At 57.7% G+C, this 14,457-nt stretch carries 11 protein-coding genes; 6 read left to right on the top strand and 5 right to left on the bottom strand.

Annotated elements, in window-relative coordinates; genetic code table 11:
* Nucleotides 1-60: 60 nt before the first annotated feature.
* Genes WCX72_RS09255 through WCX72_RS09245 form a run of 3 tightly spaced genes read right to left on the bottom strand, consistent with a single transcriptional unit; the run spans nucleotide 61 to nucleotide 1,962 of the window.
* Entirely contained in the window at nucleotides 61-606 is a 546-nt protein-coding gene (locus WCX72_RS09255) for a flavin reductase family protein (protein ID WP_345969516.1), read from the bottom strand.
* Entirely contained in the window at nucleotides 603-1,628 is a 1,026-nt protein-coding gene (locus tag WCX72_RS09250; RefSeq protein ID WP_345969515.1) for an alpha/beta hydrolase, read from the bottom strand. The genes WCX72_RS09255 and WCX72_RS09250 overlap by 4 nt, the downstream gene beginning before the upstream one ends.
* Entirely contained in the window at nucleotides 1,612-1,962 is a 351-nt protein-coding gene (locus WCX72_RS09245) for a DUF3147 family protein (protein ID WP_345969514.1), read from the bottom strand. Before WCX72_RS09245 ends, WCX72_RS09250 begins: the two co-directional genes overlap by 17 nt.
* A gap of 358 nt (nucleotides 1,963-2,320) precedes the next feature.
* On the opposite strand from WCX72_RS09245, the gene WCX72_RS09240 reads away from it, so the two are divergent.
* Nucleotides 2,321-3,670, top strand: coding sequence for a DEAD/DEAH box helicase (locus tag WCX72_RS09240; RefSeq protein ID WP_345969513.1), 1,350 nt, complete (start codon nucleotides 2,321-2,323; stop codon nucleotides 3,668-3,670).
* Nucleotides 3,670-3,849 (top strand): hypothetical protein, encoded by a 180-nt coding sequence (locus WCX72_RS09235; protein WP_345969512.1) that lies wholly within the window; start codon nucleotides 3,670-3,672, stop codon nucleotides 3,847-3,849. Before WCX72_RS09240 ends, WCX72_RS09235 begins: the two co-directional genes overlap by 1 nt.
* 107 nt (nucleotides 3,850-3,956) lie before the next feature.
* Here WCX72_RS09235 and WCX72_RS09230 read toward each other — a convergent pair whose 3' ends face one another.
* Nucleotides 3,957-4,175, bottom strand: coding sequence for a cold-shock protein (locus WCX72_RS09230; RefSeq protein WP_345969511.1), 219 nt, complete (start codon nucleotides 4,173-4,175; stop codon nucleotides 3,957-3,959).
* A gap of 353 nt (nucleotides 4,176-4,528) precedes the next feature.
* Between WCX72_RS09230 and WCX72_RS09225 the strand changes: the two genes are divergently transcribed.
* The 4 genes from WCX72_RS09225 to WCX72_RS09210 all read left to right on the top strand — a co-directional run bounded on the left by WCX72_RS09225 (nucleotide 4,529) and on the right by WCX72_RS09210 (nucleotide 12,644).
* The gene (locus WCX72_RS09225) at nucleotides 4,529-5,200 is read left to right on the top strand and encodes a GNAT family N-acetyltransferase (RefSeq protein ID WP_345969510.1); all 672 of its coding nucleotides are present in this window, start codon (nucleotides 4,529-4,531) and stop codon (nucleotides 5,198-5,200) included.
* A gap of 53 nt (nucleotides 5,201-5,253) precedes the next feature.
* Nucleotides 5,254-6,441, top strand: coding sequence for a sensor histidine kinase (locus WCX72_RS09220; RefSeq protein ID WP_345969509.1), 1,188 nt, complete (start codon nucleotides 5,254-5,256; stop codon nucleotides 6,439-6,441).
* Nucleotides 6,438-7,124: a DNA-binding response regulator gene (locus WCX72_RS09215; protein WP_345969508.1), complete on the top strand. Its 687-nt coding sequence runs from the start codon at nucleotides 6,438-6,440 to the stop codon at nucleotides 7,122-7,124. Before WCX72_RS09220 ends, WCX72_RS09215 begins: the two co-directional genes overlap by 4 nt.
* 87 nt (nucleotides 7,125-7,211) lie before the next feature.
* On the top strand, nucleotides 7,212-12,644 hold the full coding sequence (locus WCX72_RS09210; protein WP_345969507.1) for a tandem-95 repeat protein: 5,433 nt from the start codon (nucleotides 7,212-7,214) through the stop codon (nucleotides 12,642-12,644).
* A gap of 241 nt (nucleotides 12,645-12,885) precedes the next feature.
* Here WCX72_RS09210 and WCX72_RS09205 read toward each other — a convergent pair whose 3' ends face one another.
* Nucleotides 12,886-14,340: a chloride channel protein gene (locus tag WCX72_RS09205; RefSeq protein WP_345969506.1), complete on the bottom strand. Its 1,455-nt coding sequence runs from the start codon at nucleotides 14,338-14,340 to the stop codon at nucleotides 12,886-12,888.
* Nucleotides 14,341-14,457 lie beyond the last annotated feature (117 nt).

Raw genomic sequence — 14,457 nt, 5'->3', positions numbered from 1 at the left:
TATTTAATGAATCTTAGTCCATTTGGATGAAAATTACAATATTTTCCCGACGCCCGCACGTCAGACGCCCTCCGGAAGTTTTGAACGCATCATCCGCTTACGGTCCAGCCGTTCGCCGTCGACAATAAACGTACCGTCGCCGACGGCGTGGAGGGTCCGCTGTTCCTTCCGCGCATGATCAAACCATGCGCACACGCCTTCGAGCACGATGATGTTGTGCTGCTCGATGATATCGACGATTTTGCACTCTATGTTCGCCAGGCACTCTTTGATAAGCGGTGCGCCGACAAATTCACCGCCAGCCGGTGTAAGATCGAATTTCCCGAATTTGTCCGTATCCGAGCCGCTGCAGGTACCGATGCCGACGACCGTGTCGATGAGGTCCACCGTCGGGATCGCAATGACGCATTCGCGTGTTTGTTGCAGCGCGGCATAAGAGTAGTTCCACGGCCCCGTCGTCATGGCGAAGCGCGGCGTGAAATCCATCACCATCGTCCATGAGATGGTCATGATGTTGTTTTTTTCTCCGTCTTTTGTCGTTACAAGGACGATCGGGCCGGATTCCATCAGCGTAAAGGCTTTAGCGATCGGCATTTTTTCCATCATTGTTTCCTCCATGTTCTTTGAGCGCAAGTCGTTAGAAACGCTTCATAACGGCGTGCTGTCTCTTTGGGCTGTTCGTACATTGCGACGTGGGCGGCAGTGGGGATGATGGCCGTTTCGGAATAACCAAGCTTCTTTTGCATGTAATCGGCCGTCGCCGGATCGATGATTCGGTCGAATGCGCCAAAAATGATCAGTACGGGCATGCTGATTCGCTCCAGCAGCGTATCGACTGGGGTGTCCAGAAGCATCCGAAAAAGGCGCTCTTCCGTTTCGGCGTTGGCAATGCGCGGTTTTGCTAGCTCCTTCAGGAACGAAGCAGGGAGTTTCGGCGGATGGAGCATACCTACGGCGATGCTCCGTTTGAAATCTTCGAGGCTACGGACGACCAGCGGATTCTCGTCGCTTTGCCGGATCTGCGCCATGATCCTGGTCTGGGGCGCCTGCCACAGACCCGACGGACCGATGAGGCAGAGGCTGCGTGTTCTTTCGGGGAAGTGCGCCGCAAAATAGACGGCCAGCTGTCCGCCCATGGAACAGCCGACGAGGTGGGCCCAGTCGATGCGCAGGGCATTCAGAAGCGCCAGAATCCGCTGTGATTCGGAGCTGAGATCGCGTTTGGCACCGGGCGGAAGCGACGATTCGCCGAAAGCGAAAAGGTCGGGGATCACGATGCGGCGGTCTTGTGCCAGTGCGCCGGCAAAAGGGACGAAGTTGTCCTTGTCACCCCCGAAACCGTGGAGCATGACGATGGCCTCGCCGCTGCCCCCGTCGAGGTAGACTAGTACCGAGTCACCGACACGGAGCGTTTTGCGCTCCAAACCGGCCCTGCGGCGGGCTTGCGCCGCTCCCTGCGCAATCATCCATTGCGGTACTGTAAAGACGAGTACGGCCGCTATCAGTGTCAGCAAAGCCAAAAAGCCGAGTATCGCCGTGATCCAGATCATGCTTCCTCCCTCCTTTTCCATCGAGATAATCCCCGGTTCGCTTTTCGGGGTCGCTTCGTTGCTACAGTTTGATGCCAAACTTCTCCAGAAGCGCGATCATCAGATAGTAGGACACAATGGTCAGTACGATCGAAAGCGCCATGCTCGGATAAAACCCGACTCCCCGCTTGAGCAGCAGCATAAGAGAGAGGAACAGTGTCAGCGACGGGAGAACCAGCCAGAAGATGCTGTAGGAGAGTTCCGTCACTTTTTGGGTATTCCCGGTATCGACATAGAGCCAGATCATTGCCAGAACCGAGACCAGAGGGATCGAAGCGAGAATACTCCCTATAAGGGTGCTCCGTTTGGAGATTTCGGAGATCACGACGATCAGCAGCGTCGTAGTGATGATTTTAACGATGTAGTAATACATCTGCTCCCTTTCAGACTGAGGGGATTGCGGTATTCCACTGGGAACTATTATAGCCTGAAAAGCTCACGCCGCTCTCCTCCGGGGAGCAAGAAGAGTATGCTCTCTGTCGGTGAGGTGCAGGCTGCGAACCGATGGAGTAGGGGTTATGGTATAATGTCAATACTTTCAGCGCACCACGGTCTGCGACTGACTCCGTTTTCGTCATCCTTCGATTGCGCATAGCCATCCTTTGATTACCTTAACAATTTTTTTTCACCACAGCCTGGATCGATAATGTTTTCGGATATTTGGCAGGCTTGAGGGAACGTTCGGATCCTTGGAGGATCCTACACGTGCTCCCCTATTGACAGGAATACATATGTCATTTTCTACACTGGGCCTTTCAGAGCCCATTTTACGTGCTGTCGCCGAAACGGGCTACACCGAACCCACACCCATCCAGGCACAGGCGATCCCCGTCGTGCTCGGCGGGAAAGATCTCCTTGCCGGCGCCCAGACGGGCACGGGAAAGACGGCGGGCTTTACCCTGCCGATGCTGCAACTGCTCAGCAGCGCGGCGCCTGCCAAGGGCAAACGCCCCGTCCGCGCACTGGTACTCACACCGACGCGCGAATTGGCCGCGCAGGTGGGAGAGAGCGTCGAGACCTACGGCAAATACCTGCCGCTGAACTCGGCGGTGATCTTCGGCGGGGTCAACATCAACCCGCAGATCGGCCAGCTGCGCCGCGGCGTCGACATCGTCGTCGCAACGCCGGGACGCCTGCTGGATCATGCGAACCAGAAGAACATTGACCTTTCGCGCATCGAGCTGCTTATTCTCGACGAAGCGGACCGCATGCTCGACATGGGCTTTATCCACGACATCAAAAAGGTGCTCAAGCTCGTGCCGAAAAAAGCGCAGAAGCTCCTCTTCTCCGCAACCTTCTCCGACGAGATCAAGACACTGGCCGACGGTCTGCTGCACACCCCTGAGCTGATCGAGGTCGCCCGCCGCAACACGGCGTCCGAACGTGTCGCGCAGGTCGTCTACCCGGTCAAACAGGACCGTAAGCGCGCACTGCTCTCCACGCTGATCAACACCAACGGCTGGGAGCAGGTCCTGGTCTTTACGCGGACCAAGCACGGGGCGAACCGCCTCTGCAAGCAGCTCACATCCGACGGCATTCCTTCCGAGGCGATCCACGGCAACAAGACCCAGAATGCGCGCACGAAGGCGCTGGCGGCTTTCAAGGCACGTCGGGTCCGTGTCCTCGTGGCGACGGACATCGCGGCGCGCGGGATCGACATCGACCAGCTGCCGCATGTCGTCAACTTCGAGCTGCCGAATGTGCCTGAAGACTACGTGCACCGCATCGGCCGGACCGGCCGCGCTGGCAACGAAGGGGAGGCCGTTTCACTGGTCTGCGCCGAAGAGGCTGACTACCTGCGCAACATCGAGAAGCTGATCAAGGCGTCGATCCCACAGAAGAGTGTTGAAGGGTTCGAGACTCGGCTGCCCGAAAAGACGAAGTCTGCCGCCAGAGCGAAAACGAACACCGCGGGCAAGCGCGCTTCGCAGCAGCCGAAAAGCGAGCGCGGCGATGCGAAAAAGCGGCCGGCGCAGCAGAACAAGAAGCGCAATGCGCAGAGCGATCGCCGTAAAGAGCAGCCGATGAAAGCGGAAGATGTCGCGGCGTATCTGTCGCAGATGAAAGCGGGGATGCGCTGATGGCCCGCAGTACGCAGACATTCGAAAAACGTCGTCGGGAGCTTGATAAAAAGCAGAAGAAAGAGGCCAAACGCCTCAAGAAAGAGGCCAAGAAAAGCGATGATTACGTGCCGCTTCCGGAGATCTACGTTCCGGAAGAGGAACTGGAAGTTGAAGCGGAGAGCGTTTCGGAAGCGTAGCCGGAACCTTCCGGACCCGGGGAGAGCAGGGCATCTTTGAAAAACCTGAGGGCATCTGCAGGGTTTTCAAAGGTGTCCTGGTGGCGGAGGGTTCCGCCGACAGGGGCTTAGAGCGGAGTGACGTTCTCTGCCTGCGGGCCTTTTTGCCCTTCGCCGATCTCGAAAGTCACTTCCTGACCTTCCTGGAGCTCAACGCGGCCGTAGCCTGTTCTGTTGACCTGGCGAAAGTGTACAAATACGTCTTTACCGCCGTCTTCAGGGGAAATAAACCCATAGCCTTTTTCACTGTTGAACCATTTAACGGTTCCCTTTTTAAGATCTGCCAACGCAAGTCCTTGTCTTTGATGTAGTCGTCGAAATTGAATGTGGAGCACTCTGCAAGGTATCGAAAAAATTGAGGAAAGAATGCCTTCAATACTTAACTAACCAAGATGAAACTCTCTATATCATCTTTCTTGTGCTGTATCATATCTCAAAATCAGCTACATCGCAAGTTGAAATGCAGACATATTGAAGGCAAAAGAGTGAAGGTTACCCAAATGGTCACTTCTTATACACCCGGGCGGACCGCAGATACAGCCGGGGCGTTATACTGAACGCATCACTTATTTGTCACTTTTAATACCTCTGTGAAGTTTTCCCTTTTCAAGCATTACTATTGGCTTGCAAAGGGGCATTTATGCCGTACCGTGTCATTGACGTTAACCGAAAAGAGTACTTTGATTCCATTGCGCAGATCGACGATGCGAAAAGTCGGGGCTTCGCCGACCAGGCGATGCGGTGGTGGGACCGCCACTACAGCTGGAATGCCGAGGGGAGCGTTATCCTCACGGATGATGCGGGGGAGCACCTGTGCTACCTTTTTTACAAAATCGACCGCTATCACGATTACCTGACCATCCACAATATCCTCACCCCGCAGTGCCACCGGCGCCACGGCTACGCGCTGATGCTGCTGCACTGGGTGTTCGAACTGGCGGTGCAGCACCATGTCCGGCGTTTCAAGGCGAGCTGCGTCCCCCAGGCACTGGAGTTTTACCTCTCGCTCGGCTTCTGTTTCTGGGGCCTGACGCCGGCGAAGTATTATTACTGCAATCTCCCCGTGCCCGCCGACGGGCTCGACGGACTTTGGAAGATGGTCCATACGGATTCCACCGAAACGCTTGCGGGGTCGGCGATGCAGAGCATCTACGACAAAGTGGCGGATAACGACACGGGACTGGATGCGCACCAGCAGGAGCGGCATGACGAGCAGGTCGCAAAACTGCAGGGCGCCTATATGCAGACGGAACTGATCGCGTGCATGGAAGAGGCGAAAGATCACGACAAGGCGAATCAGCCCGGGAAGTGAGCCCGAAAGGGCGGTCGCGTCAGGCGCAAGAGAAAACATGCTATGATGGCTGAATGTTCTGCTCGCACTGGTGTAAACGTTTTGTCCGTGACAATATTGACTATCCCGAAGATTCAATCGAGTATAAACGCTCGGTCATTGCAAACCTCATTACGGTCTTCGCGGTCCTGGTCCTTGCCCTGGACATCTATAACAACCTGGCCCACGGCTTTGATACGCTTGCCGTCCTGGAGCTCTTCGGGATCGTCATTATCCTGATCAACAACATGCTGTTCCGCACCCGGAGGGTCAGGCTGGAAACGACCTCGAGCATCCTTGTCGGGGTGATCTCGGGCCTCGCCATTCTCTCGCTGCATATCGACGGATTCGAAAGGGATTCCGCGCTCTTCTGGACCGCCTCCCTGCCGATTTACGTTTTTGCCCAGCACGGATTGAAGCGGGGGATCCGGTGGAGTGTCCTCAATGCGTCCGGTATCGGCGTCGTGCTGCTGCTGAGCGCGTTCCATATCGGCGACCCGATCTTTCCCGCGGGGCTCCTGATCCAGATGTTTATCGGCTATGTCGCCATCTCGTTCGTCGTCTACTATTTCGAACATATGCGCGTGGATTATGAAGTGCGCCTGGCAAAAACGGCACGGGAGCGCGAAGTCATGCTCCGGGAGCTTCACCACCGCGTCAAAAACAATATGCAGGTCATCATGAGCCTGCTGTGGTTGCAGTCGGAGAAGATCGAAGAGCCGAAATACCGTAAATACTTCACCGAAAACATCGGCCGCTTGAGGGCGATGGCGATGGTACATGAAAACCTTTACAGTGCAGAGGATTTTGAAGACATTGATATGCATCACTACCTGCAGATGCTGACGCTGAACCTCCAGAAAATCTCGGCGGTACAGATTCACTGCGAATGCGAGAAATCCATCCGGCTGGGAATCCGAAATGCATTGTCGATCGGACTGATCGTCAACGAAGGCGTTACCAACGCCATCAAGTATGCCTATGACGGCACGGAGCACGGAGAGGTGCTGATCAAACTCGTTCAGCGCGGCCGGGGAAGCTACGATCTGATCGTACGGGATTACGGCAAGGGGCTTCCTGAGCGCTCGGAGACGAGTGAGGGCATCGGCATGATGCTGATCACCGACCTTGTCAAAGGGCTGGATAACGGTACCTGCGACATCGCTTCCGACGGGGGTGTGACCATTACCATAACATTTGAAGCAAAGGATGGGCAGGCATGATCGACTCCGTGATGGTGGTGGAAGATGAAGTGCTGACGGCCCGCTACATCACCAGTATTCTCAACGGGTGGGGGATCCGCGTTATCGGTGTGTTCGATAACGCCATGGCCGTTATCGCCGCGTTCGAGGAGGAGATCCCGGGGATGGTCCTGATGGACGTGAATATCAGAGGCAAAGTCGACGGTTTCGCGCTGAGCGATATGATCTGGGAGCAGCACACGGTCCCCATCGTCTACATCACGGCGTACTGCGACAACGAGACGCTGCAAAAGGCTTTCCGCCCCCTGGCATACGGCTACGTGATGAAACCTTTCGGCCCCGAGGAGCTTGAAACCGTCCTGCGGAGCGCCTACCGCCGCCACCAAAGCGAACGATTAGAGGAGGACGAGGCGGAAAAGAGCGAACGTATCGTCCTCTCGCCGATCCATACCTATGACCTCGTCACCGCAAGCCTCTATGCCGACGGGGAAGATGTGGCGCTGACGGCCAAACAGAATATTCTGCTGGAGCATCTGGTACGGCACCGCCACCAGGTCGTCAGCTACCACGACCTCGAATTCGCCATCTGGGCCGACGAGGAGGTGTCGTCATCCTCGTTGAAAACGGTCGTCTACTCCCTGCGAAAACGCGCCCCCGAGCTTCGGATCAAGAGCCTCAGCAAACAGGGTTACATCCTTTCGTAAAACCCGCTTCACCCCCTAACACTTTTTTTGACTTTTTTTGACTTTTTTCCTGTAGCTTTGTAGCAGGAAAAGTTTCAGGAGTTCATAATGATCAAGATAAGCCAGATCATGCTGTCTGTGGCTGCCGTAATCGCGATTGGCGGTTGCGGCGGTGGCGGCAGCAGTAATAATACGAGCAGCGCCAGCGGCGGCGGAGTGGTTGACGGATATGTATCGGGAGCGACCGTCTTTGTCGACAGTACCGGCGAAGGGGAGCATAACGCTACGGAGCTGTCGACGGTGACCGATGCGAACGGCGACTTCGCCTTTGAGGCGACGATCGCGGACGGGACGAGGATTTATGCCTACGGCGGTACCGATATCAGTACGGGCTACCCCTTTGAAGGGCGGCTCTCGACTGTTTACGACGCGACGCGTCCGGATATCGTCCTTTCGCCTTTGACAACCTATGTCACGGCGATCATGGCATCGGACCCGTCGATCACGTTCGATGCGGCGGCCGATACGGTTGCGGCCAACCTCGGGGTCACTGCCGATCAGGTCAAAAACGACCCGATGCTCGACAGCGGCAGCTTTATGGCGGCGCAGAAAGTACAGAAGGTCGCCGAAGTACTGACCGCCGCGACAAAAAGCGACGGCGAATCGTTTGACGCTGCCTATGCGAAAGTGTTTGCATCTCTGGCGGCCACGACGTTCAGCGGCGACTTTAACGCGACCGAGCTGGCAGGCCAGGTCAGTGCCGATACGGGGGTGACGCTCGATCCGTCGATCGCGACCTTTGTTGAAACGCTCGCCGGGACGATCGATGCGCTCGCGGCGAACGTGACGACCGTCAACGAACTGGACGGTTTCGGCGAGACGATCAACACCTACGCCGAAGCCGCGGAAGGGGCAATCGAAAACGGCGATACGGCCGCCGTCACGGAGCTGACGACGACGTTGAACGACATGAACACGACCCAGGTCGCCGATGCGATCGAAACGGGAACCTATGTCGACCCGATGATCGCCGCATTGGCGCAGGTCGAGGATGCCCTCACAAACAACATCACCTACCTCGGGACGAATGCGGCCAATGACAGCATTACGGCCGATCTCGTCCTGAGCAGTCCCGCCGCGGCACCCTATGATACGCCGGATCTTAACCTGACATGGTCGGCGACGCCTGTGGGCGTCATCGATGTCGCGACCGGCGCCGTGACACGCAGTGCTACGGCGGACGTGGCCGTGACGCTCAAAGCGACGGTCGCGAACAGCCTGGTTATGAACAACCGGGCATTCGACCTTGTCGTCAAGCGCAACGAGTTTGCCCCGGTAGCGGTGGCCGACACTCTGACCCTCGACGAGGATACCAATGCGTCACTCAACGTCCTGGCGAACGATACGGACCAAAACGGCGACATGCTCTTCGTCTCGTCGGTTTCAGCTGCAGGCCACGGCACGACGGCGATCAATCCGGACGGGACGGTCACCTACACCCCGGCCGCGAACTACAACGGCCCGGACAGCTTCAGCTATACGGTCAGCGACGGTACGGGACGCAGCGCCGACGGCAATGTCAGCGTGACCGTCGCTCCGGTAAACGACGCGCCGACGATCGGTGGAACGCCGGCGACGTCGGTCGACCAGGATGCACCGTACAGCTTCACGCCGTCGTCCGGTGATATCGATGGCGACACGCTGACCTTCGGCATCGTCAACCAGCCCGCCTGGGCGGCGTTCGACCCGGCAACGGGGGCGCTGACGGGTACGCCGGGCAACGGCGATGTCGGAACGACCGCCGATATCAATATCTCGGTCAGCGACGGTACGGTGACGGTCTCCCTGCCGCTCTTCTCGGTGACGGTCGTTAACGTGAACGACGCGCCGACGATCGGCGGTACGCCGGCAACGTCGGTGAACCAGGACGCGTTCTACACCTTTACGCCGTCTTCGGGCGATATCGACGGCGACACGCTGACCTTCGGCATTGCCAACAAGCCCGCCTGGGCAACGTTCGACACGGCGACGGGTACGCTTTCGGGCACCCCGGGCAATGCCGATGTCGGCACGACCACGGGCATCGTCATCTCCGTCTCCGACTCAGCGCTGACGGCGACGCTGGCAGCCTTCGATCTGGAAGTCATCAACGTCAATGACGCGCCGACGGCGTCGGCCGCAACGTTCCAGGTGCAGACGAATACCCCGCTCGACGGCGATCTGAGTACATATGCGTCGGATATCGATGTCGGCGACACGCTGACCTTCACGCAGGTCGGGACGCTTGCCGGTCTGACACTCAACAGTGACGGTACCTTCAGCTTCACCAGCGCCTCCGAAGGCAACTTTACCTTTGATTATCAGGTCTCCGACGGCAACCTCACCAGCGCTGCGGCAACGGTCACCATCAATGTCGTGGCCAACCTCTCGCCCACAGCGGGCGATTTTGCGGCCACTACCGATGAAGATACGGCGGTACTGATCGACGTGGTGGCACACACCGGCGACAGCGACGGTTCGGTGGATGCGACGACGGTGGCGGTCTCCGCCGCGACAGACGGTAACCTGAGCGTTGACCCGGTGACGGGCGTTGTGACCTACATGCCGAATGCAAACTTTAACGGTTCTGACAGCTTTACCTACACGATCCAGGACAACCAGGGCGCGACCTCGCTTCCGGGAACGGTCACTGTCACGGTCGCTCCTGTCAATGACGCCCCGACGATCGACCCCATCGGCGATCCGGCAGCGGTGGCGCTCAGCGCGCCGAGTTTCGATGTCGCGGTTTCCGTTGCCGATATTGACGGTGACGGGCTGACGCTGAGCGCCGTTTCGTCCGATCCGACGGTCGCCGCGGTTTCGGCGAACGGTACGACGGTGGCGGTCGATCCGACCGGTGTCGGTACGGCGACCGTGACGGTCACCGTCGACGACGGTGTGCTTAGTGCACAGGAGACCTTTACCGTCACGGTCGTTGCCGACCCGGTGCTCACCGATACGTCCTTCTATGACGGCATGACGCTTTACAGCTACTGGGTGGAGGACAACGGCACGCTTGCGTATGAAACCCATACGTTGAACGGCGGTACGATGAGTGTGTACGGATACGTATTTGATAGGAACAACAGCATGTGGGTTTCCGCATCGTTCGGGACCAATTTCATGCTCAATACCGCCGACGGCACGTGGACGACGGAGGCTGCAGTGTCGTCGACCTATACGATCAGTGCGGACGCTACGACGCTCTCTTCTCCCTTCGCGGCCTATCAGATCGCCCAGGCGGAAGTGCTGGACGGCCAGACGGTTGATATCGATATCGGCGGCGGTATGACGCTGCCGGTGACCTTCCCCTCCGGGGCCCTGCACTATACGATGCAGAGCAAGTATCTTGTCGATACGTACATCCTTGACTGGCGCCCGATGAATGTCAGCGTGCCATACGCTTTCATGGAAGATTTCATGAACAACAACTACGGGAACATGATCTACTGGGACGAAAACAGTTCGACGGGAGTCAGACCGCAGATGAACGCCTCCTTTACGGCTGCAGTGGATGATACGGGTGCTGACGTCACGACGCTGAGTCTCGGGATGAGCGGTTACCTCGTCAGTGACAGCGACAATACACAGATCGTCGGTACCTGGACGGTGGGTAACCTGCCCAATCAGGCAGAGCTGACGATCTTTACTGAACTTAATGCGAGTATCCCGAATTACGATGCCTTGATGCAAGACGGCGATATCTTCGTCACAATGTACAACGGCGATGTCTGGCTGGGCGCGCACAATGCACCGACGGCCGGCTATATTCTCGACAACGACGGCAGTCTGATGGGGAACGATATTGCGATGGGTGCAATTACGACGGCACTTGAAAATTACACGCCGCCGGTACCGCCGGTGACGGTGGACGGGTTCTACGCTTTGACCGAGATCCCCATCAGCCAGGCGGAGTGGGATGCCCTTGCCAAGGCACAGGTCTCCCTCCTCGCGGACATGGACCTGTGGGGCGTCTGGCCCGACAGCAACGGTACGGCGGTCTATGCGGTCAACTCCGACGGACTCTATGCCGACTCGAACGGCACGGTCATGTTCAAAGATATCAACGGCACGGTGACGGAGAGCCATCCCTTCACGATCGACGCCAGCGGGACGGAGCTCAACGTCTCCATCCCGCCGAACGGCCACCTCTTTGCGAACCTGGGAGATGTCTATGACCAGGCGGCACTCGAAGGGATGTTCGGCATCACCATGCCGGCGGGCTCTGTTGGGTATAAAACGGCGCACCTGCGTTTGAGTGATGAGTATGATTTCTGGGGGATGCTGAGATCGTATGATGTAAACTACTCCTCCATGACGTTCACGACGCTGGCGGACTTCGTCGCGGCCAACCAGGGCGGCACGAGCGGTTACGTCTTCAACGTCAACGGCAGTACCGGCATCCAGTTCACTACCGGGGACACCTATACGGATGGAAGCAGCAGCGGTACGGTCGTACTGATCGATTTCAGCGATATGCAGAACCCGCAGGTCGTGGAAAGCGGCAGCTGGTATGTCCAGAACGACGGCAACGGCGATGTCATCATCGTCGAGCTGCCGAGCATGCAGGTGCCGTTCGCGGCGACCGTGATGAACGACGGGGGCGGCGATTATGTCGCCGAGGGCGAAATGCAGCCGGCGTTTACGGGCGATATCGAGATCAAGTTCAATGCGATCGCCCGCGACGCGCTGATCGCCTACTTCATGAACGGGGGCGGTTCCGGTACGGCGACCGCGAACGATTCGACGCTGGTCGGTGCCTGGGCGCTGGGCGGCATCACGACGATGGACGCCCTACTGATCATCGCCGACAACGACAAGTACATGGGGGTTCAGCAGGTCCTGGGCACGAACGGCGTCATCGGCGGTGTGGAAGTCGGTCAGTACACGCTCGACCCCTCCGGCAGCTTCACCTCAGCCGCCCCGGTGATCAACACCAATGCCGGCGATACTGCCGTGGGAGCGACCGTGAGCGATAACGGCGATGATACGGCAACGTTGACCAGCATTGACGGTACGGTGGTCTTAAACCGTCTGAGCAGTGCAATCAGTCCGGAAGCGGGGGCATGGATCGTCAACCAGTCGACGACCGGCAACATCAAATTCGTCATCATGGTCCTGGACGGCGCCGGCAACTATATGGTTGCCGACATCGACGACAGCCAGGGCTCCGATCCCGTCGGTTCAGAACCGGGAACCGTCGGGCGCTTTAACATGACCGAGTTCGGCACCTATGTGGTCGAAACGAACGGCACGGTCACGATGACGCCGGCTGCCCCGACGGACGAGAGTGCGGTCTGTACCGATACGATTACCTCCGGATGCGACACGATCGCCGGCGATACGAACATGGAGTTCGGCCTGACGGTCGACGATACGCTCGGGGCGCAGGTCCCGGTCAACATGACGGTCAGTTTCGATCCGACCAACAACTACATGACAGTAGACGGCAGCATGGTCTTCGTCCGGGTCGTACCCGGCGGACCGACAATCTTCCAGTAAGTGTGTCAAAGCCCTGCCATCCGCCGGAAACCCACCCGGGTTTTCTGCGGTTTGATTTCCGCAAAGATTTTTTCATCCGTTTAGTGCGCTTTCGGTCCCTAAACATACTGCTGTAATCTGCTTGCTCCCCAAAATCACCAGCCCGCTTGTATCCGTTCCTGTCATAATCCTGATTATGAAGAAATGCATCATCGGCGACGGAATGCGAACACTTTACGCGGCCTAAACCGGTGAAAGCCCTTCAGGCGTCATGACGCTGCTTCTTCGAGGGCGTGCGCGGCAGTCTGGGGAAGGAGCGTTCCGCATCTCCGCCGCCGCAGCAGAAGTTCAAAAGGATGCCGAAGATTTTTTTCATGTTTTTGAAAAAACGCGTGGTATGCGTCGCGTCGGCGTTGACGATCTCGTCGCCGAGTTTGACGTTCAGCGCCTCGGACTTGCGCATGGCCAGGAGCTGGGAGGGGAAGACGCTGCGGTGGCCGGTCATCAGGAAGGAGATGATGATCGCCAGGGCGGCATAGTGGGTGACGTTCATCCCGAAGAGCTCCACCGAGAGGATCATGGCGGCAATAGGGGCGTTGGTCGTTCCGGCGAGGACGCTGACGAAGCCCAGCGCCGCGAAGAAGGGGATGTCGCCGCCGACCATGTGGCCGAAGACGTTGCCGCTGGTGGCGCCCACGAAGAAGATAGGGGTGATGACCCCGCCGCTCCCCCCGCTGCCCAGCGTGACGGCGGTAAAGATGCTTTTGAGGATAAAGGCGTATCCTGGAATGCCGTCCGATGCCGAACCGTCGGGCGAGAGGGCGTCCTGGATCGTGGAGAAGCCAAGCCCCAGGTACGCCTCTCCCACGACGAGCGTCAGCAGGAGCAAAATGACACCGCCCCCGAAGGCCTTGGTGAGGTAGTGAAAGGGCAACGTCTCGATGTAGCGGTGGCTGCTCCGGATCACCGTGATAAAAAAGTCGGCGACAAGACCGAAGAAAATTCCGCCGGCGACGACCTTGAGCAGCAGGAAAAAGTCGAAATCAAGATTGGTGTAGAAGGCGATATCGAAGTAGGTGTACTCGATCCCGAAGAATTTTGCGGCATAAAAGGCGGCGAATCCCGAGACGATGGAGGGGAGAAGAACATCATACATCAGGGCGCCGACGATCAGGATCTCGACCCCGAAGATCGCCCCGGCGATAGGGGTGCCGAAAACGGAGGCGAAGCCTGCACTGATACCGCAGATGACGACTTTCTCCCGGTCTTTGGGTCTGAATTTCATCACGGAGGCGAGGAGGGAGGCCGTGGCGGCCCCGATCTGGGCGCTCGGTCCCTCTTTCCCGACGGAACCCCCGGAGAAGATCGTCAGCGCCGTACTGAGAAGCTTGACGGGGACGACGACAAAATTCATCTTACCCGAATGTTTATGCACCGCTTCGATCACCTTCTCCGTACCGTGACCCTCCGCGGCGGGCGCGAACTTTCGCACGAGCGTGACGGCGAGCATCAACGCGAAAGGGAGGAGCAGGTAGTAATCAAACGGCAGTTGCCCTCGGCTCATTTCACCGTAGGCAAGCAGTTTCAAAAAATAGGCGACGATGCTGCCGATCACGGCGCCGATCAGGGAGGAGATGACAATCCATTTCGCAACGCTGGCGAACATAATGGTCTGTTCGGTGAGGTGTTTTCTGACGTTTGTATTGTTCGATTTCAAGGGGCGACTTTCGATGGTGTGATGCATTCTAACACTAGAGTATTAATACACGCCTTGAAAATGCCGAAGCGCCATTCCCATGATTTTCTTCCGGGCTGAAAATCTCAGGCCCCCTTT

The organism is Thiomicrolovo immobilis, from assembly GCF_039645955.1.
Taxonomy (GTDB): domain Bacteria; phylum Campylobacterota; class Campylobacteria; order Campylobacterales; family Sulfurimonadaceae; genus Thiomicrolovo; species Thiomicrolovo diazotrophicus.
Note: the sequence above shows the minus strand (reverse complement) of the source record. Positions and strands in the feature narration are given on the sequence as shown.